This window comes from Mucilaginibacter straminoryzae, from assembly GCF_022953055.1.
GTDB classification, from domain to species: domain Bacteria; phylum Bacteroidota; class Bacteroidia; order Sphingobacteriales; family Sphingobacteriaceae; genus Mucilaginibacter; species Mucilaginibacter straminoryzae.
Map to the genome: position 1 here is coordinate 1 of NZ_JALJEJ010000007.1, position 19,358 is coordinate 19,358.

21 protein-coding genes are annotated in these 19,358 nt (G+C 44.8%); 13 read left to right on the forward strand and 8 right to left on the reverse strand.

From position 1 onward, the window contains the following. The coding region (locus tag MUY27_RS14335) for a hypothetical protein (protein WP_245130925.1) at positions 1-259 on the forward strand (259 nt) is incomplete at its 5' end. Between the two features lie 432 nt (positions 260-691). Here MUY27_RS14335 and yidC read toward each other — a convergent pair. Together yidC and MUY27_RS14345 are read right to left on the reverse strand one after the other, a co-directional pair. Further along, positions 692-2,509, reverse strand: a complete 1,818-nt coding sequence (gene yidC, locus MUY27_RS14340; RefSeq protein WP_245130927.1) for a membrane protein insertase YidC — start codon at positions 2,507-2,509, stop codon at positions 692-694. A 17-nt stretch (positions 2,510-2,526) separates the two neighbouring features. Beyond that, entirely contained in the window at positions 2,527-4,137 is a 1,611-nt protein-coding gene (locus MUY27_RS14345; RefSeq protein ID WP_245130929.1) for a CTP synthase, read from the reverse strand. 256 nt (positions 4,138-4,393) lie between these two features. Here MUY27_RS14345 and MUY27_RS14350 point away from each other — a divergent pair, with 256 nt between their 5' ends. The 3 genes from MUY27_RS14350 (at position 4,394) to MUY27_RS14360 (ending at position 6,518) form a co-directional block, all read left to right on the forward strand. Further along, on the forward strand, positions 4,394-4,939 hold the full coding sequence (locus MUY27_RS14350) for a pyridoxamine 5'-phosphate oxidase family protein (RefSeq protein ID WP_245130930.1): 546 nt from the start codon (positions 4,394-4,396) through the stop codon (positions 4,937-4,939). 111 nt (positions 4,940-5,050) lie between these two features. Further along, a complete protein-coding gene (locus MUY27_RS14355) occupies positions 5,051-5,740 on the forward strand; it encodes a cytochrome b/b6 domain-containing protein (protein ID WP_245130933.1) in 690 nt (229 codons plus the stop codon). Beyond that, positions 5,724-6,518, forward strand: coding sequence for a molybdopterin-dependent oxidoreductase (locus MUY27_RS14360; RefSeq protein WP_245130936.1), 795 nt, complete (start codon positions 5,724-5,726; stop codon positions 6,516-6,518). The genes MUY27_RS14355 and MUY27_RS14360 overlap by 17 nt, the downstream gene beginning before the upstream one ends. Positions 6,519-6,521: 3 nt before the next feature. Here MUY27_RS14360 and kdsB read toward each other — a convergent pair whose 3' ends face one another. The 3 genes from kdsB to trpS all read right to left on the reverse strand — a co-directional run bounded on the left by kdsB (position 6,522) and on the right by trpS (position 9,063). Then, positions 6,522-7,253 carry a 3-deoxy-manno-octulosonate cytidylyltransferase gene (gene kdsB / locus MUY27_RS14365; protein WP_245130938.1) on the reverse strand — a complete coding sequence of 244 codons (732 nt, stop codon included), beginning with the start codon at positions 7,251-7,253 and terminating at the stop codon, positions 6,522-6,524. A gap of 91 nt (positions 7,254-7,344) precedes the next feature. Next, the gene (locus MUY27_RS14370) at positions 7,345-7,959 is read right to left on the reverse strand and encodes a deoxynucleoside kinase (protein ID WP_245130940.1); all 615 of its coding nucleotides are present in this window, start codon (positions 7,957-7,959) and stop codon (positions 7,345-7,347) included. Positions 7,960-8,067: 108 nt separating this feature from the next. Beyond that, entirely contained in the window at positions 8,068-9,063 is a 996-nt protein-coding gene (trpS, locus tag MUY27_RS14375) for a tryptophan--tRNA ligase (protein WP_245130943.1), read from the reverse strand. Positions 9,064-9,102: 39 nt separating this feature from the next. Here trpS and MUY27_RS14380 point away from each other — a divergent pair, with 39 nt between their 5' ends. The 4 genes from MUY27_RS14380 to MUY27_RS14395 all read left to right on the forward strand — a co-directional run bounded on the left by MUY27_RS14380 (position 9,103) and on the right by MUY27_RS14395 (position 11,967). Next, on the forward strand, positions 9,103-9,846 hold the full coding sequence (locus MUY27_RS14380; protein WP_245130944.1) for a lysophospholipid acyltransferase family protein: 744 nt from the start codon (positions 9,103-9,105) through the stop codon (positions 9,844-9,846). Continuing rightward, complete coding sequence (gene gatC, locus MUY27_RS14385) at positions 9,833-10,168, forward strand: Asp-tRNA(Asn)/Glu-tRNA(Gln) amidotransferase subunit GatC (RefSeq protein ID WP_245130946.1); 336 nt, start codon at positions 9,833-9,835, stop codon at positions 10,166-10,168. Before MUY27_RS14380 ends, gatC begins: the two co-directional genes overlap by 14 nt. Before the next feature lie 40 nt (positions 10,169-10,208). After that, a complete protein-coding gene (locus MUY27_RS14390; RefSeq protein WP_274709921.1) occupies positions 10,209-10,934 on the forward strand; it encodes an ABC transporter ATP-binding protein in 726 nt (241 codons plus the stop codon). A gap of 274 nt (positions 10,935-11,208) precedes the next feature. After that, complete coding sequence (locus MUY27_RS14395; protein WP_245130949.1) at positions 11,209-11,967, forward strand: hypothetical protein; 759 nt, start codon at positions 11,209-11,211, stop codon at positions 11,965-11,967. A 138-nt stretch (positions 11,968-12,105) separates the two neighbouring features. Here MUY27_RS14395 and MUY27_RS14400 read toward each other — a convergent pair whose 3' ends face one another. Then, positions 12,106-13,107: a chitinase gene (locus MUY27_RS14400; protein ID WP_245130951.1), complete on the reverse strand. Its 1,002-nt coding sequence runs from the start codon at positions 13,105-13,107 to the stop codon at positions 12,106-12,108. A gap of 103 nt (positions 13,108-13,210) precedes the next feature. On the opposite strand from MUY27_RS14400, the gene MUY27_RS14405 reads away from it, so the two are divergent. From MUY27_RS14405 to MUY27_RS14415, 3 genes are all read left to right on the forward strand, one after another. Then, complete coding sequence (locus MUY27_RS14405) at positions 13,211-13,759, forward strand: cob(I)yrinic acid a,c-diamide adenosyltransferase (protein ID WP_245130954.1); 549 nt, start codon at positions 13,211-13,213, stop codon at positions 13,757-13,759. Between the two features lie 95 nt (positions 13,760-13,854). Next, on the forward strand, positions 13,855-14,076 hold the full coding sequence (locus MUY27_RS14410; protein ID WP_002996718.1) for a DUF2795 domain-containing protein: 222 nt from the start codon (positions 13,855-13,857) through the stop codon (positions 14,074-14,076). A gap of 133 nt (positions 14,077-14,209) precedes the next feature. Beyond that, a complete protein-coding gene (locus MUY27_RS14415; protein ID WP_245130957.1) occupies positions 14,210-14,356 on the forward strand; it encodes a lmo0937 family membrane protein in 147 nt (48 codons plus the stop codon). A gap of 35 nt (positions 14,357-14,391) precedes the next feature. Here the strand turns inward: MUY27_RS14415 and MUY27_RS14420 are convergent, their stop codons facing one another. Both MUY27_RS14420 and queA read right to left on the reverse strand, forming a co-directional pair. Beyond that, on the reverse strand, positions 14,392-15,084 hold the full coding sequence (locus MUY27_RS14420; RefSeq protein ID WP_245130959.1) for a 2-C-methyl-D-erythritol 4-phosphate cytidylyltransferase: 693 nt from the start codon (positions 15,082-15,084) through the stop codon (positions 14,392-14,394). A gap of 229 nt (positions 15,085-15,313) precedes the next feature. Continuing rightward, positions 15,314-16,363: a tRNA preQ1(34) S-adenosylmethionine ribosyltransferase-isomerase QueA gene (gene queA, locus MUY27_RS14425; protein WP_245130961.1), complete on the reverse strand. Its 1,050-nt coding sequence runs from the start codon at positions 16,361-16,363 to the stop codon at positions 15,314-15,316. Positions 16,364-16,517: 154 nt separating this feature from the next. Between queA and MUY27_RS14430 the strand changes: the two genes are divergently transcribed. After that, the gene (locus MUY27_RS14430; protein ID WP_245130963.1) at positions 16,518-17,765 is read left to right on the forward strand and encodes an ABC transporter permease; all 1,248 of its coding nucleotides are present in this window, start codon (positions 16,518-16,520) and stop codon (positions 17,763-17,765) included. Positions 17,766-17,979: 214 nt separating this feature from the next. After that, positions 17,980-19,266 carry a citrate synthase gene (locus MUY27_RS14435; protein WP_245130965.1) on the forward strand — a complete coding sequence of 429 codons (1,287 nt, stop codon included), beginning with the start codon at positions 17,980-17,982 and terminating at the stop codon, positions 19,264-19,266. The last annotated feature ends 92 nt before the right edge of the window (positions 19,267-19,358 follow it).

Here is a 19,358-nt window from a genome sequence, read left to right on the forward strand (position 1 = left end):
GGTTATTGGTACGCTGACAGAATACCTGGGCATGCGAAAGGTATATACCAAAGGTTTAAAGGCTGCCAATAAATGCATGTTACTGGCCGGAATCGCATATAATCTGAAAAAGTTGATCAAACACAAACATAAACACCTTTCGAGCCTTGCAATAGTAGTAATAAGTCGCTATAGAGAAACTATCTGCTTCATCACAAATACAGTAGTCATATGGCAATCAAAGTCCGAAAAGTTTTATATCCCCCGCGTATTAACGTAGTTGTGCAACAGCCACTGCAAGCGAGCGGCTGCATTACTCTATTTACTGCACTTTTCGTAAATGATAACTCTTTCGTTGTCATCCCGAACGTAGTGAGAGATCTTCTTCGTTTAGAATTCCCCTCTTGAGAGGGGTCGGCGGGGGGGGGCATGCTGCCAAAAGGAGAAGGAGAGGGATCTCTTCATTTTGTCCCTTAAGAAGATTTCTCCTCGTGCCTCGTCGAAAGGACACTGGTTAACATAACCGTCGTTGTTAGTTTTTGTCATTTCGCACTTTGAAGGAGTGTGGCGATCTCATCCTATTTTTTAATAGCGAGCAGATTGCCACGCTGCGCTCGCAATGACAATTTACGAAAACAAAAAAAGCCACGGATAACCGTGGCTCTATATGCAGTGATGAGCAAGTACTCACCAATAATTTATCAATAAGTAATTATTTCTTCTTCGGTTGCTGGGATTGCTGCGCTTGTTGCTGACGCATCATTTCTTCCAGTTTAGCGCTGAAGCCGCCCTTTTTCTTTTTGGCTTCAGGCTTTTTCTTATTATCCTGGATCTGCGCATGGATCTTCTTATCGTCAACCAACTGGCGGATGAAGATTTGCTGCAGGAAGGTGATCATGTTGGCCAGGAAGTAATAATAGTTCAAACCGGCAGGGTAGCTGTTCAGTACACCAAAGAAAATAAGCGGTGAAATATAACCGATGTATTTCATCTGGCCGGTAGCGCCTGAAGTCTGGTTATTAAAGTAAGTGATGATCAGTGTTGAAATAGTCATCAACAAACACATTAAGCTGATGTGGTTCCAGCCAACTAATGGCAGTGGCGCGAAGGTGACCAATGCATCATAAGTAGAAAGGTCATGCATCCAAAGGAAGCTCTGTCCACGTAGCTCGAATAAGCTCGGGAAGAAGCGGAAGAATGCAATCACAATCGGCATTTGCAGCAACAATGGTAAACAACCGCCCAGTGGGTTCACGCCTGCCTGCCGGTACAGCTTCATGTATTCCTGTTGTAGCAGGGTAGGGTTGTCTTCGCCTACTTTACCCTTAATCTCGTCCATCTCCGGCTTCAGCACGCGCATCTTTGCCATAGACAGGTATGATTTATAAGTAAGCGGGAACAGCACCAATTTTAACAGGATGGTCAGCACCAGGATGATCAACCCGTAACCCCAGTTAAACTGGCGCAAGAAGTTAAATACCGGGATCACCGCAAAACGGTTAATGTATTTTAATGGTCCCCAACCCAGGTTAATCTGTTTTTCCAGGTCGTTGCCTTGTGCTTTGAGCACGCTGAACTGGTTCGGACCGAAATAAAACTCGAAAGGATAGGCTCCCGAAGCATCCGGACTGATAGCCAGGTCTGCCTTCATTTGCTTAATGTCGCTTGAAACTACATCTGTAGACACGGCTAAATTGCTGCGTTTGTAACCGTTCTTAGAGATCAGTACGCTTGAGAAGAAGTGCTGCTTGAACGATACCCAGTTCAGTTTTTTGGCATCGCTGCCGATAGCCTTGCTGTCGTCTTTTCCTTCGCTCAGGTAATCCACATTACCATCCACATCGTGATAGTAAACGGTTGAATATTGGCGCTCCATATGGATGTCTTTTTCCAGCTTATGCAGGCTTGAAGCCCAGTTAAGGGTAAGCTCTTTGCTGCTGATCACGCCGTCCATACCTACAGGTTTCACATCAAAACCAACCTTAAAGCCTTCTGCACCTACGTTATATACATAATCGATGTACTGGGTAGGGCTGTAGTTTAAACGCATGGTTAATGCGCCGTTAGCCGGTTGCGGTGTAGTCGGAGTGAAATAAAGTTCGTCTGTATTGAAGCTTTTGCCACCTGCGTTTAATTTAATACCGAAGTGGTTCTGAGGGCCGTCGAATAAAATCAACGGCTTTTTGTCAAAAGTTTTATAGTTCTTCAGCTCGACAGAGTAAATGCGGCCGCCGTGGGTGCTTACTTTTAAACGAACGTCTTTATTCTCTAAAGTAATTAATTGCTCGGTACCGCTGATGGCGCCACCAAACGGACCTTTTAAAACAGCAGAATCTACTGTAGGTGCTGCAGCGGCATTGGCAGTTGGTTTTGCGTTTGAAGCACGGGTAATGCTTGCGCGGCGAAGCGAATCATTATGTTGGCGTAGTTGTTCTTTCTTAACTTCTTCTGCTGATGGTTTGAGCAAAAAGAACGAGCCCACCATGATCAGCATGATCAGGAATAACCCTGTGAATTGATTTTTATCCATTACTATGTATCGTACAATTAGCTTTTACGGGCGTAAGCCAGCGAAGCGGCGACAAAGTTAACAAAAAGTGGGTGAGGATTAGCAACTGTCGACTTTAATTCGGGGTGAAATTGACCGCCCACAAAAAACGGATGATTTTTCAGTTCCACAATCTCTACCAGGCCGTTAGAAGGGTTAACACCAGATGGGATCATGCCCGCTTCTTCGTACTGTTTCAGGTACTCGTTATTAAACTCGTAACGGTGGCGGTGGCGTTCCATAATGTGCTGTTTGCCATAAATGGCAGCCGCCTTGCTTCCTTTTTTCAGGTCGCAGGCTTGTGCGCCTAAACGCATGGTGCCGCCTTTGGCAGTAATGTTTTTCTGCTCTTCCATCATGCTGATGACCGGGTAAGGGGTATTGGCATCCATTTCAGTGCTGCTGGCATTTTCGAGGCCCAATACGTTACGGCCAAATTCTACCACGGCACATTGCATACCCAGGCAGATACCAAAAAATGGAATGTTATTCTCGCGTACATAACGGATGGCTTCTATTTTGCCTTCGAAACCACGTTCGCCAAAGCCAGGGGCTACCAGTACGCCATGCAAGCCTTTTAAACGCTCAATGGCGTTTTCTTTGGTTAATTGCTCCGAGTGGATGTAATCTACACGTACCTTACATTCGTTTTTGGCACCGGCATGTATAAACGCTTCGGTGATGGATTTATAAGCATCAGGTAGTTCCACATATTTACCCACCAGGCCAACGCGTACTTCGGCAGTAGGATTTTTGAGGCGACCAAGGAAATCTTTCCAGCTTTCCAGATCGGGTTCGTTTTTAGAAGAAAGCTTCAGTTTGCTTAATACGGTGCGGTCCAGCTGCTCTTTCAACATCAGCAACGGCACATCGTAAATGGTAGAAGCATCGATAGACTCGATAACCGCATTTACGTTTACGTTACAGAAAAGGGCAATTTTCTTGCGCAGATCTGCCGTTAAATGATGTTCAGTACGGCAAACCAAAATATCCGGCTGGATACCGTATTCCAGCAACATCTTCACCGAGTGTTGTGTTGGTTTGGTTTTCAACTCGCCCGCAGCAGCCAGGAATGGAATCAGCGTTAAGTGAATTACCAGTGAATCATTGATGCCGGATTCCCAGCGGAACTGGCGTACAGCCTCTACAAAAGGCAATGATTCGATATCACCTACTGTACCGCCGATTTCGGTGATCACGATGTCATAGTTACCGCTTTCGCCCAAAATGCGAAAGTTGCGTTTGATCTCGTCTGTAATGTGAGGAACAACCTGAACTGTTTTACCCAGGAAAGCACCCTCTCGCTCGCGGTTGATCACGTTTTGGTAAATACGGCCGGTAGTAATGTTGTTGGCTTGCGATGTCGGCGTGTTCAGAAAGCGCTCGTAATGGCCTAAGTCAAGATCGGTTTCAGCACCGTCTTCGGTTACATAACACTCGCCGTGCTCATAAGGATTTAATGTTCCGGGATCGACGTTGATATAAGGGTCGAACTTTTGGATGGTAACGCGGTAACCGCGTGCCTGAAGAAGTTTGGCTAATGAGGCAGATATAATACCCTTGCCTAACGACGAAGTAACGCCGCCCGTAACAAATATATATTTAGTCATGATTTGTTTGTGTACGGGATACAAAAGTAGCAAAATTTTCGGGGCAGGCGTTACCTGTGGATAAAATAAACAAATGTGGAGAAGCGTGGTGAGGGTTAAATAATTGGCATAGAGCGGAGTAAGAAGATCAGGAAAATGAAACTGGAAAATCACCTTGTCACACTCATTGAAGCCATGAGCTGAAAACTGCTTCGGGCTTGCACACAATCTATCCGTTCGGATGTTATCCTTCTTTAAACACTACCAATCGAAAATTATGGATAGCATTAATCAAAATCAGCCTGAAGAAAACGTAAAGAACCTGGAAGGGCAAGAGGCTTATGAGAAAATAAAAGAACTGGCAGAAGGGGCAGAGTCTTGCTTTTTTATTACCAATATTAAAACCGGTATCCCACTTTCGGTTCGGCCGATGAGCATTCAGAAGATCGATGACGAGGGTAACATCTGGTTCCTGAGTGCGAAAGACAGCCATAAGAATGAAGAGATCAGCACTGATCCGTTTGTGCACCTGTTGTTCCAGGGCGGCGCGCACTCAAACTTTCTGAATATCTACGGTCTGGCAACCATCAGCGATGATAAAGAAAAGATCAAAGAACTATGGCAGCCGATTTTAAAGACCTGGTTTACTGAGGGTGAAGACGATCCGCGCATTTCTGTGGTGAAAGTAGAACCTACCGAAGGTTACTATTGGGACAACAAACATGGTAATGCCATTGCTTTTGCAAAGCAAGCCATTGGCGCCGTTTTAGGTAAAACTTTAGACGATTCTATCGAAGGCAAACTGGAAATAGACCAGGATTAAACCGAGCTTAGTAATGGCGATAAGGGCCTTGCATCAAAAAAATATTACTTTTGGTGTAAGGCCCTTCATCTTTTTACGACGAAGTGTACGTATATACCGTAAATTTATTTAGTGAAAAGACTGATTAATAAGCACCCCATAGCTATCCGCTGGTTCCACTGGATCAATTTTCCGTTACTGGCGGTGATGGTCTGGAGCGGTATTTTGATTTACTGGGCCTATGATCCTTATCAAATCAAATTCTTCGGCACCACCTGGGTGAAGTTTTTTCCACAGTGGTTTTATGATAAATATAATATCAACCACCGGCTATCTGAAGGGATGGCTTTTCACTTTGCCTTTATGTGGCTGTTTGCCATCAATGGCTTTTTGTATGTGCTGTATACCATCATTTCAGGCGAATGGCGCTACTTATTACCCGACAGGCATTCGTGGAAGGAAGCCTGGCTGGTGATCCTTCATGATCTGCATATCCGTAGATTTGCGCCTGCTCAATTGAAATATAACGCCGCTCAGCGCATTGCTTATTCCGCCGTGATTGTGATGGGCCTGGGCTCTCTGCTTACAGGTTTGGCTATTTATAAGCCTGTACAGTTTAATTGGCTGGTGTTGATCTTTGGCGGATACCGTTTTGCACGGATCATCCATTTCGCGCTCACCATTGGCTATTGCCTGTTTTTTGTGATACATATTGTACAAGTGATCTTAGCCGGGTGGAACAACTTCCGGGCGATGGTAACCGGATTTGAGCTTAAGCAAAAGCCTGACGAAACTTTGACAAGCCATGAAAGAACAGAATAAAGACGATCTACAGCGGTTTAACGAAGGCGAGCCTTATGATAAGCAGAAGGTAAACCGTCGTACGTTTTTGTCTTTCCTGACGTTAGGCGCGGGCGGTATCGCTGCTTATTTTGGCTGGAACCGACTGTATCACGAGCCGCTCGAATCAGAAGGCGCTACAGCTGGTGCCCGTAAAACGCTTCGTGGTGTTTTGAATGCAAACGAGCAGGTGTTTGATAAAGCTGTTCCAGGTAATCATCTGGCGAAAACGTACCCTGCTTCTGCAGTTGTGAAGACGCCAAAAGTGAACGGTGACGTAGGGTTGGATGCAAAGGCGATTGAAGACTGGAAGCTGCAATTGGTGAAAGCCCACGGAACAACTACCGCGATTACCATAGCTGAAATTAAAGCTTTACCTAAAACAGACCTGACATTTGATTTTAAATGCGTGGAAGGATGGGAGCAAGTTCAACGCTGGGCGGGCGTAAAGTTCGCCGACTTCGCTAAACATTTCAATCTGCAAAACGAGCTAATGAATAAACACGTAGGTTTGAAAACACCCGATGGTAAATATTATGTCGGGGTTGATACGGCCAGCATGTTGCATCCGCAAACCATTTTAGCTTATGAGATGAACGGGCAGCCGATCACCCCTGATCACGGTGCGCCCTTAAGGCTGATTATCCCGGTTAAGTATGGTATAAAAAACCTGAAGCAGATCGGCACCATATTCTTCAGCAATGAGCGACCAGCAGATTATTGGGCAGAAAGAGGGTATGATTATTTTGCCGGCTTATAAAGCTTATTTCTGGTTCAGTTTCTTCAGATCGTCCGGGGTATCAATGGCCACCGTTTCCAGTTCTGTTTCCGCTACTTTAATGCGATAGCCATTTTCTATCCAGCGCAGTTGCTCCAGGCTTTCGGCTTTTTCTAAAGAGGAAACAGGTAGTTTGGTAATCTCCTGCAGGATATCAGAACGGTAGGCATATACCCCGATATGCTTAAAATAGGTGTAGCTATACAGCCAGTCAGCCTGTCCTTCGCCGCGCACATGGGGGATAGGTGAGCGGGAGAAATAGATAGCCTCTGCAAACTTATTGATGATCACCTTTGGGGCATTCGGGTTAAAAAGCTCTTCGGCGCGGGTAATCTTCTTAATCAGGGTGGCAATCTGCACAGTTTCATCCGTAAAACAGGCCGCTACTTTACTTAGCTGTTCCGGGTCGATATAAGGTTCATCGCCCTGGATGTTAATTACCACATCATATTCTGGATGGCTTGCCGCTACTTCGGCGCAGCGGTCGGTACCGCTTTGGTGATCAGATGCAGTCATGACCACCTTGCCACCAAATTCCTGCACATGACTAAAAATACGCTCATCATCCGTTGCAACCACCACTTCTGTAATTGCCGTACACTTTTTAGCCTGCTCGTAAACGCGTTGGATCATGCTTTTGCCATCCAGCATAATCAGTGGTTTTCCCGGGAAGCGGGTGGAAGCGTAGCGCGTAGGGATGATGCCTAAAATGTTCATTCAGTAGCCAGTTTTGAGTTGCGTGTTGCGAGTATGAATAGTGAGTCTGAGGCCAGAATAAAACTCGTAACCTAAAACCCGAACCTCGTAACTAAAATAATCCGTGTATTTCTCGTTCTATCTTCTCGACAATAAATGCCAGGTCTTCGGTTTTGTTGGCAAAGTCCAGGTTATCCATATCGATGATCAGCAGTTTGCCCAAGTCATAGCCGGATATCCATTTCTGGTACTTTTCGTTCAGTTTGGAAAGATAATCTAACCGGATACCGATTTCATACTCGCGGCCGCGGCGCTGGATGTTGTTCACCAGCGTAGGTACAGACGCTTTCAGATAAATGAGCAGATCAGGTGGTTTGATGAACGAAGTAATATTCTCGAAGATGTTGTTGTAGTTTTCGAAATCGCGGGTGGTCATTAACCCCATGTCGTGCAGGTTTTCCGCAAAAATGAAGGCGTCTTCATAAATGGTGCGGTCCTGTATAACGTCTTTGGTGCCTTTTTGAATTTCAGCAATCTGGCGGAAGCGGCTATTCAGGAAGTAGATCTGCAGGTTGAAACTCCAGCGTTTCATGTCGCCGTAAAAATCTTCCAGGTAGGGATTGTTATCCACCGCTTCAAAAAGCGGGTCCCATCCGTAATTCTTAGCCAGCAGTTCTGTTAACGTGGTTTTTCCGGCTCCGATATTTCCAACAACGGCAATGTGCATATGACCTCTCCTAATCCTCTCCAGGGGAGAGGACTTTTTTCTTAGTTTTCGCTAATATAAAATATTTATCCAAAAAGCCCTCTCCTTCAGGAGAGGGTTGGGTGAGGTTTAAAAACTTCTGAAACCGATCAGTTCCCGTATTTCCTTGATTGTTTTCTGCGCACTTTCCCGGGCTTTGATGGCGCCATGGCGCGCCACCTGGCGTAAGTAGGCAGAATCGGCAGCAATATCATTAATCTTTTCCCGGATGGGTGCTGTAGCGATGATCATATCTTCGGCCAGTTGTTTTTTCAAGTCGCCGTAACGGATCTGGCAATTATTGTAAAGGCCGTCAAAATGCTGGTAAGTATCTTCGGTCGAAACCACCTTCATCAGGTCGAAAAGGTTCTGAATTTCCTGCGGTTTTTCCTGGTTTTCTGTGGTCGGGCCGCTATCAGTAACAGCCCTCATCACTTTCTTACGTATCACTTCAGGCGTATCTGAAAGGTATACGGCATTGGCTTCGCCTTCAGATTTTCCCATCTTACCTTTACCATCAAGTCCCGGAATTTTTACCAGGTTTTCGCTAAAGGTGAATGCGTAAGGCTCGGGGAAATAATCGTGGTTATAAAGCCGGTTAAAGCGGTTGCCAAAAGTGCGTGCCATTTCCAGGTGTTGTTCCTGGTCTTTGCCAACGGGCACTTTAGTCGCTTTGTGGATCAGGATATCTGCAGCCATCAGTACAGGGTACGTTAATAATCCGGCATTCACATTATCCGGCTGGGCGCGTACCTTGTCCTTAAAAGAGGTACTGCGCTCCAGTTCGCCCAAATACGCGTTCATATTCAGATACAGGTATAATTCTGCAATTTCCGGTACGTCAGACTGTATATAGATGGTGGCGCGGTCGGGGTCTATCCCGGCGGCCAGATATTCAACCAAAACATGTTTTACGTTGCCGTGCAGATCATCTGGCGTTGGGTGTGTGGTCAGAGAGTGCAGGTCGGCTATAAAAAAATAACAGTTGTATTCGTGCTGCATTTTTACGAAGTTTTGAATAGCTCCGTAATAATTTCCAAGGTGTAATTTCCCGGTAGAACGAATACCGCTAACAACAGTTTCCATAGGGGGCGAAAGTAAGGATTTTTTATATTTTTGAGCGCGATGAAATTACTATTGAAGAAGGCCCATGCACATTTTTACCGTTATGGCCAGGCCTTTTTCTTTTTCCTTTGGTGGCCCTTTCTTTACTATCATTCGCGTAAGCCTGAACGCTATGCCCGGCTTAATTTCTTCAGACGGTTATGCGCCTGGTGCGGGTCTACCATGGCCGGGATTTTTTACCGCTTTCAATTCGAACAACCGATCGACTGGACTCGTACCTATATCATTTGCCCCAACCATACTTCTAACCTGGATATTTCCTCTGCAAGTATTCTGGTAAAAGGCAATTATTGCTTCATTGGTAAGGATGAACTGCTGGATAATATCGTGACGAAATTATTCTTTCAAACCATCGATATCCCGGTGAACCGCGAAAGCAAAATATCATCTTTCCGCGCTTTTAAAACGGCAGCAGAGCGACTGCAAAAGGGGCAGAGTGTAATTATTTTTCCGGAAGGGAAAATTCCGGATGATTATCCGCCCCGGTTGCACGAGTTTAAAAACGGGCCTTTTCGACTGGCTATAGAGCTTAAAATACCGATAATTCCTGTAACTTCGTTAAATACCTGGCAGGTGTTGTGGGATACCGGCCTTGAAAGAGGCAGCAAACCCGGCGTTTGTCATATTTACGTTCATCAGCCTATTGAGACGGCGGACATGAGTTTAGATGATGCAGATTTGCTGAAAGACCGTGTATTTAAACTGATGCAGCAAAAGTTGGAACAAACACATGAAAATTACTGAAGAAACCATAGATAAAATTGCTAACCTGGCCCGGTTGGAAGTAAGCGCAGAAGAAAAGCACGAGTTGAAGGCAGACATGACGCGCATCCTGGATTTTATGGATAAGCTGAACGAGGTGGACACTGCCGATGTTGAACCATTGGTTTACATGACTGGTGAAGTAAACGTGCTTCGTGCAGATGAAGTTAAACAACTTGTCACCCACGAAGAGGCACTGTTGAACGCCCCTGCTAAAACCGCCGACTATTTTAAGGTTGCCAAAGTGCTGAATAAAAAAGAGCATGGCACGGGCAGCCAGCCAAAAAGTGAAGATAGCCTGTAACATTTAGCTACGTGCGGCAGTCAAACCCTCAAAAAACTAAATGGAGCCCCTGATTACCATCACCGATATTGGCCGTAAGTATGTAATTGGCGCAGAAGTAATTCATGCGTTAAAATCAGTCTCGTTAACGATTAATAAAGGCGAGTTTGTAGCGCTGATGGGCCCTTCGGGATCAGGAAAATCTACTTTGATGAATATTTTAGGCTGCCTGGACACCCCTACCAAAGGCAGCTACGTGCTGAACGGGATAGACGTAAGCCACATGACGGACAATCAACTGGCCGAGGTGCGTAATAAAGAAATTGGCTTCGTGTTTCAAACCTTTAACCTGCTGCCCCGCAATACTGCGCTGGATAACGTGGCCTTGCCGCTGGTTTATTCTGGTGTGAGTAAGGAGGAGCGGATGAACCGTGCGGGTAACGCATTGAAGAATGTAGGTCTTGGGCACCGTATGGACCACAAACCCAATGAGCTTTCGGGCGGTCAGCGGCAGCGCGTGGCAGTGGCCCGTGCGCTGATCAATAACCCTTCCATCATCCTGGCCGACGAACCTACCGGTAACCTGGATACCAAAACATCCATCGAAATTATGGGCCTGCTGGAGGACATCCACGAAAAGGGGAATACCATTATATTAGTAACTCACGAAGAGGATATTGCCCTGCACGCACACCGCATTGTGCGTATGCGCGATGGATTGATTGAAAAGGATTACGCCAATATCAATATCTCCAAAACAGACCGCAGTTTGGCGGTAGAAGAGTAGAAGTTGGTCATTGGTGCATTCGTTATCAGTCATTGGTCACCGGTCATTTGGTCGTTAGTCATTAGTCATGGACGCATTCGTTAGTGGTCATTGATCATTAGTTGCGGATGATAAATCGCTGGTCATTAGTCAATGGCTACTGGTCATTAGTCATTGATATTGTTTACTAACTTCTTTAACACGGATTTTCGCTTTCCACTCTGCGCTTCCCGCTCGCCTTTGAAATAAAATTGCTTATCTTTATGCCTGTTTATCAAAGTATTTGGGCTAATATATGCGTGATTTTTATCGTCTTAGGTTTTTGTGGATAATTGCTTTGGCAGCAGTGGCTTTTAGCGGCTGTACCAAGGGGGACGATGAACCTGCAGCCGATACCAACAATAAACTGATCATTGCTTTTTCGAGTGCTACAGTGCCTATTACCGGTGTTGATTCGGTGATTTGTACGTTTACCTCCAGCACTGATACCATCCGTAAAAAGGGGTTGCGCGAAGGTACTTTTTATAGTTTCTTGCTAAGCTCATTGCCAAGTGGAACCTATTCGGCGCTTACCAAAATCTACACAACGGCGGATAGCGCCGGAACGCGCAAGATGTTCCGAAATACCACATCCATCAGCACCTCAAAGAACAGCAACATCATTGCAGCTTCTGACAAGCCTTACGATACCTGGGCTTCTGCATTATACTTTTACAGTGCGCTATATAACATTACGTTCGCAGTAGGGTATTATCCAACAGATTCTTATTTTGAAATGCGCCTGCCGGCTACGCTGCCATTTAAAAATATTTATATCTCGCGAAACTTGTACAGAACCGTCAATAAAATAAAGTACCAGACGGGGTATGGTTACATCAACATAAAAACGAGCGATTATAAAGGATCTACTTCAAATACCAATGCTTTTTACGGCTTTTCAACCGGAGCGGCTAACCTGAAGTACGATGCGGCTGATGTAACTTTTGAACTGTACAACGATGTTAATAATGACTATGCCATCCTGTTTCAGAAGGAGATAGCGATTGCTAATTAAGTTGCCAGTTACGAGTTGCGAGTTCCGCGTGAAAATTTAGTTATCTATGTTACTCGCAACCGCGCACACCCGCTCCTCGAACCCCGCGCCGCGTAACTGAAAACTCGCAACCAATACTCGCCTCCACGCTTCTTATTGTCAATATTTATACGGTTGCATGGTTCCGCAAGAGCACGCGCAGTCTGGATCTGAGGTGCCCAATTTCTTCAGGAAGAACTGGTAAAAGCCAATGCGGTCTTGCATATTGGTATTATCACCATGGTTACACTCCACTTCGCCATTAACAATGTTGATCGTCATGCCGAAACCTGGCTTCCGTCCTTTAGCAACGTCATCTGCCTTTGGCTGCCATTTGCCGGTCATCACATCATGGGCTGAAGGTTTTTTAGTCTGCGGGGTCATCCAGAAATAGATGGCTGTTTTAAAAGCGATAACCGGGTCTGTTTCCACCAATGACGGATTGTTCAGTAATATTTTTTTGTCGCCGAAGATACAGTCAGAAGCGTAGCCGTAGTTACCATTATAGCTGATCTGCATTGGTCCGCGGCCATAGTATTTCTGTCCTTTGGCCGGTGGGTATTCGTCGCTGTCGCCAAAATAATCCAGATTGGTATTGCTCTCGTGCGTTAGCATCAGTCCATCGTTATAAGCGCCGTTCTGGCCAAAACGGGTTTCATGGGCAATCTGCGCAAAGAACGCCGCCAGTTCTCTTTTGCGTGTCTGGGTATCGCCCTCATTACAAAACCTGCCATAATCTATGGTGTAAGTACTGTCAGGCTTTTGTTTTGCCCACGCTTCGTTCCAATCCTCATCCTGCCTCACAGTAACAGCCTTGCCGGTAGTTTTATCTGTACGGATGAGTTGGTAGACGGATACCGCCCGGCGGGTTACCTGTACCTTGATCTTTGCCAGGTCGTTCGCTGCTTTCACAAAAGCGGCATAAGTGTATATTTTGTTCCGCTGGGGGAACAGATCATTAAACTGTTTCTCGCTTAACAGGGTAGTAATGTCAGATTTTGCCGGAGTTGATGGCGCCTGTTTCATGTCTTTTTTACCCGCATTACCGCAACTGATATCAATCGTACTAACAAGGGCGGTAATGATCAGCCAGAATCTGAGTTTAAAGCGGTATTGTATCATGGTTCTAAGATGTTTAAAAGCGGGTTTGGTTTAAATATGCACATTTAAATAATTATTCACACTTGTGCTAAAACCCCTGCAAAATTACTTAATTGCGCCCACTATGAAGATATATACCAAAACGGGTGACAAAGGTTTTACCTCGCTTATTGGCGGTACGCGTGTGCCAAAGCACCATATCCGCATAGAGAGCTACGGTACGGTAGACGAGCTGAATTCGTATATCGGCCTGATCCGAGACCAGGAGATCAGCACACAGCAGCGGGATTTGCTGAAGGAGATTCAGGACAGGCTGTTTACCATTGGTGCATCTTTAGCGGCGGACCCGGAACGTTCTAAAATGGTGATACCCGATTTGCATTTAAGCGATATTGAATTGCTGGAGCAGGAAATGGACCGCATGAATGAAAGTTTACCTGAACTAAAACATTTTATATTGCCCGGTGGTAATAATGCCGTGTCTTATTGCCACGTGGCGCGTTGCGTTTGCCGCCGCGCAGAACGTATCACAACACATTTGGCAGAGGAAAGCGAAGTTGACGAGAAGGTAATTATGTACCTGAACAGGCTGAGCGACTACCTTTTTACCCTTGCGCGAATGATTGCACACGAACATCATATCCCTGAAAATCATTGGATACCAAGAGTATAAGAAAAATGAATAATTTTATTTGATTATCAATTTGAAATTATTATACTTTTGCGGAAAAATAGAAACTCAAATTTAGAACCTTTAAAATATTAAATATGTATTGGACACTTGAACTTGCATCACACCTGGAAGACGCTCCATGGCCAGCTACAAAAGACGAATTGATTGATTACGCCATCCGTTCAGGCGCGCCGGTAGAAGTAATTGAAAATTTACAGGCTTTGGAAGATGACGGCGAACCGTACGAAAATATAGAAGAAATATGGCCTGATTACCCTACAAAAGACGATTTCTTCTTCAATGAAGATGAATATTAATTTCTAATAAGTAATAATTATTTCTTTACGATTTAAAAAGCCCTGTATTAGCAGGGTTTTTTATTTTGAGACAACTTTTTGGTGTGGTTTTGGTTTATTTGATAAATAAATATTCAAACTAAAACATCTTACCATGAGAGGCTTACTTTACATCATTGCCGTTATCCTGATTATCGGGTGGCTATTAGGCGTATTTGTTTATTCGGCAACCGGCTTAATTCACGTGCTGCTGGTAATAGCTGTCATTGCATTACTATTGGGCATTATCAGAAGGGCTTAAATACCGCTGAAAACAATAAGGGTTATGAAAGCTGCTCAAACGGGCAGCTTTTTTTGTATCAGTTCGGCAATGGCAATATCTTCAGGGAAGGTAATTTTTAGGTTGAAATGTTCACCGTCAACCAAATTAATGGTTTCTCCTGCACTTTCCACCACGCTGGCGTCATCTGTAAAGGTATTAGTGAAGGGGTGTTCATAAGCCTTACGCAGCAACGATAACCTAAATGTTTGCGGTGTCTGCACCAGGTAAATTTCATCCCGGTTCAAGTGATGAGAGACCTCGCCCTGTAACCTGCGGATAGAGTCGCGGCTTTTAACCGCCACCACGGCATTCCCTTTAGAGGCTGCTACTTCGTAAGCGGCGTCTATGATCTTTGAGGTAGTTAACGGCCGTACCGCATCTTGTACAGCTACTACAGCTTCTTCTTCCGCAATTATTTCCAGTCCGTTTTTTACCGAATGAAAACGTGTCTCACCACCGGCAACTAATCGGTGCGGAACGGTAAATTGATGTGCCGAACAAAGTTCTTTCCAGTAATCATGAAACCCGGCGTGCAGCACCAGGATGATTTCCGGCTGGTAACTGCTGCGGTAAAAGTTCTCTATCGTATGCATCAGTACCGGCTTGCCGTTCATTAGCAAAAATTGCTTGGGCACCGCGCTTTGCATACGCGTACCTGTACCGCCCGCAACGATAATGGCGTATGTTGGAAGATTTGAATCGGTCATGAAGTGACGAAGTTATTAAGAAAAGTTTTAAAAGCTATTAGAACCGTCCTTTCGACGAGGAACGAGGAGAAATCTTCTTGAAGGTGTCAATCGAAGAAGATCTCTGTCCGCCAACTGTCGGATCGAGATGACATCAAAAAGATAGGCACTAAAAAACGAGAATATCACGACAAACAAAAAGCGCCATCCTAAAATGAATGGCGCTTTAAAATCTTATTTAAGTGTAAACTTAGATCAGCAGCATGGCATCGCCATAGCTGTAGAAGCGGTATTTCTCTTTTACGGCCACTTCATAAGCATTCATTACGTTTTCGTAACCGCCGAACGCACAGATCATCATCAACAAAGTAGATTCTGGTGTGTGGAAGTTGGTTACCATCGCGTTAGCAATGCTGAAATCGTAAGGAGGGAAGATGAACTTGCTGGTCCAGTCGTTTGCAGCTTTCAGGGTTTTGTTTGCCGAAACGGCAGATTCGATAGTACGCATTGAAGTAGTACCCACGGCACAAACGCGTTTCTTGCGTTCGATAGCACGGTTTACAATGTCAGCCTGGCTTTGCTCTATAATGAACTGCTCAGAATCCATTTTGTGTTTGGTCAAGTCTTCCACCTCAACAGGGCGGAAGGTACCTAAACCTACGTGCAGGGTAACCTCGGCAAATTCCACACCTTTTAATTCCAGGCGTTTCATCAGTTCGCGGCTAAAGTGTAAACCGGCAGTTGGTGCAGCAACTGCACCTTCGTTTTTAGCGAAGATGGTTTGGTAACGCTCTTTATCTTCTTCGGTCGCTTTACGCTTAATGTATTTAGGAAGCGGTGTTTCGCCTAAAATTTCAATATTACGACGGAATTCTTCGTCGGTGCCGTCAAACAGGAAGCGGATGGTACGACCGCGAGAGGTAGTATTGTCTACCACTTCTGCTACTAACAGATCGTCGTCACCAAAATATAATTTGTTACCCACACGGATTTTGCGTGCCGGATCTACCAACACATCCCACAAACGTAGTTCCTTGTTCAGCTCGCGCAGTAAAAATACTTCTATGGTAGCACCTGTTTTCTCTTTGTTACCGTACATACGGGCAGGGAAAACTTTAGTGTTGTTCAAAATCATTACATCCTGATTATCAAAATAATCCAGAACGTCTTTGAATATTTTATGCTCAATTTTTCCCGAATCACGGTGCAATACCATTAAACGCGATTCATCACGACTTGGAGAGGGGGTATGTGCAACTAAAGATTCAGGCAGATTGAATTTGAACTGAGATAATTTCATCTTTCAGATTTAATTTAAGCGCGCAAAGTTACGAATTATTTAGTAATATTAAACGCAAGAAGAAGCGGTTGGTTCACAAAGATTTAACTTATTAATAATTATTTTTTGCTGTAACCAAATGCAGCCCATGCAGTCTAAACCATAACACGGGTATATGATCTTTTTAAAACTTTTCAGAGAAAGCTTTTTGTTTGCTTTTGACGCATTGCGGCAAAACAAGCTGCGCACCTTGCTATCCTTATTGGGCGTAACCATTGGTATCTTTACCATTATCGCGGTTTTTTCGGCAGTAGATACGTTACGAAACAATTTGCAGCAGAGTGTAAATAAGTTGGGCAGCAACAGTATCTATATTCAGAAATGGCCGTGGACCGGCGGGCCGGATTTTCCCTGGTGGAAATATATGCAGCGACCGCAGCCTACACTTCGCGATTTTGAGCAGGTGCAACGCCGCAGCCAGACAGCTTATGCCACGTCTTACGAAACCAGTATCGATGGCCGTACCGTTAAGTATGGCAGTAATACCATAGAGGGCGTCTCTATCTGGGCGGTTACCAAAGATCACGACAAAACCTGGAATTTCGACCTGCAGGATGGTCGTTACTTTACAGAAATGGAATCGAAAACCGGTGCGCCTATTGCGGTTATCGGGTTTGATATTGCAGATAATTTGTTCCCTGGCGGCAATGCCATTGGTAAACAGATCAAGATTATGGGGCGCTTTGTAACCATTGTAGGTGTGTTTGCTAAAGAGGGGGATGATATCCTGGGTATTTCTGATGATAAAGTGGTGTTGATCCCGCTGAACTTTGCCCGTAACCTGATTGATGTACAGAACGAAAAATATAACCCGCAGATTGTGGTAAAAGGCAAGCCGGGGTTGACCGATGTTGAAGTTGAAAGCGAATTAAAAGGCCTGATGCGTTCTATCCACCGCTTACAACCGCAGCAGGACGACGATTTTTCGCTAAACAAAACAACCGTGTTATCCAACCAGCTCGACCAGTTATTTAGCGTGGTAAATATTGCCGGTATCATCATCGGCGGGTTTTCTATCCTGGTAGGTGGCTTTGGTATCGCTAACATCATGTTTGTGTCTGTTAAAGAACGCACACCTATTATCGGTATACAAAAGTCGTTAGGGGCTAAGAATTATTTCATCCTGCTACAGTTTTTGGTGGAAGCCGTTGTGCTTTGCCTGATGGGCGGGCTCATTGGCCTGGGATTGGTTTATGCAGGAACCTTTGTAGTGAAGTCTGTCGCGGATATCACCGTGGTGCTGGATGTGAAAAATATTATCAGGGGGATCAGTATTTCCGTAGCCATTGGTATGCTATCGGGGATCATACCGGCCTATTTTGCTTCTAAACTGGATCCGGTAGAAGCGATACGTTCTAATTAGGAAGAAGTTTAACTAAGTAGTGAGCAGGTTACAGAAAGTCCTCCCCACCTGGGGAGGATTAGGAGGGGCAATTTAAAAACTGCTTTCTCAGCATTCAACCAAACAATTCAAAGGAAAATCTATTAGTTTGATAAACATTTTACAAACTGCCTACGCCGCGGGGATGTACAATACACTTATTTAATTACATTTGTCGCGAATACAATTAACTTCTATGTCAGATAAAGCACAGCTAACCATCGGTGACAAGGTATTTGAACTGCCTACTTTAGAAGGAACCGAACATGAGAAAGCAATCGATATTTCAAAATTAAGAGATCAGTCAGGTTACGTTACACTTGATATCGGCTATAAAAATACCGGGGCTACCAAAAGCGCTATCACATTTTTAGATGGCGAGCAAGGTATCTTAAAGTATCGTGGCTACCCGATCGAGCAACTTGCCGAACGTTCTACTTTTATTGAAGTAGCATACCTGCTTATCTACGGCGAACTTCCTACCCAGCAACAACTTGCCGATTTTGAATACAAGATCAGCCGCCATACGCTGGTACACGAGGATATGAAGAAGTTTTTTGATGGTTTTCCGTCAAAATCGCACCCGATGGGGCAATTGTCTTCTTTAATTGGCGCATTAGCGGCTTTTAATCCGCAGTCGTTAAAACAGGGTTTAACCGCCGAAGAGGTGAACGAAGAGATCATTAAGCTGATTGCTAAAATGAGCACCATCGTTTCCTGGATCTATAAGAAATCACTAGGGCATCCGGTAGTTTATCCTCAAAACAAACACGATTACGTTACAAACTTCCTGTACATGACCTTTGGTGAGCGTACAGAAGAGTATAAAGTGGAGCCTGTTGTGGTAGACGCTATGAACAAACTGCTGATCCTGCATGCAGACCACGAGCAGAATTGTTCTACCTCTACCGTACGCATCGTAGGTTCGTCAGATGCTAACCTTTATGCTTCTATTTCAGCAGGTATTTCTGCGCTTTGGGGCCCGCTGCATGGTGGCGCTAACCAGGCGGTGATTGAAATGCTGGAGCGTATTAAAGAAGATGGCGGGGATACCGACAAGTGGATTGCTAAGGCAAAAGACAAGAATGATCCATTCCGTTTAATGGGCTTCGGTCACCGCGTTTATAAAAACTTCGACCCACGTGCCAAGATCATCAAAAAAGCATGTGATGATATCTTAGAGCAATTGGGTATTAATGACGAGGTATTGGATATTGCTAAAAAGCTGGAAGAACACGCGTTGAAAGACCCGTATTTTGTAGAGCGTAAACTTTATCCGAACGTGGATTTCTATTCAGGTATTATTTACCGTGCGTTAGGCTTCCCGACTGAGATGTTCACTGTTCTGTTTGCATTGGGCCGTTTACCAGGATGGATTGCGCAGTGGAAGGAAATGAAAGAGAACCATGAACCAATCGGGCGTCCGCGGCAGATCTATGTTGGTCATGAGAATCGCGACTACCAGGATATCGCCAGCCGATAAAATAAATGAAGGACCCGCTTAAAGGCGGGTTTTTTGTTGAATAGCCAGCTAGTCAAAACACTGGTGTTAAGCTATAGCAATTAGCTGGGTGT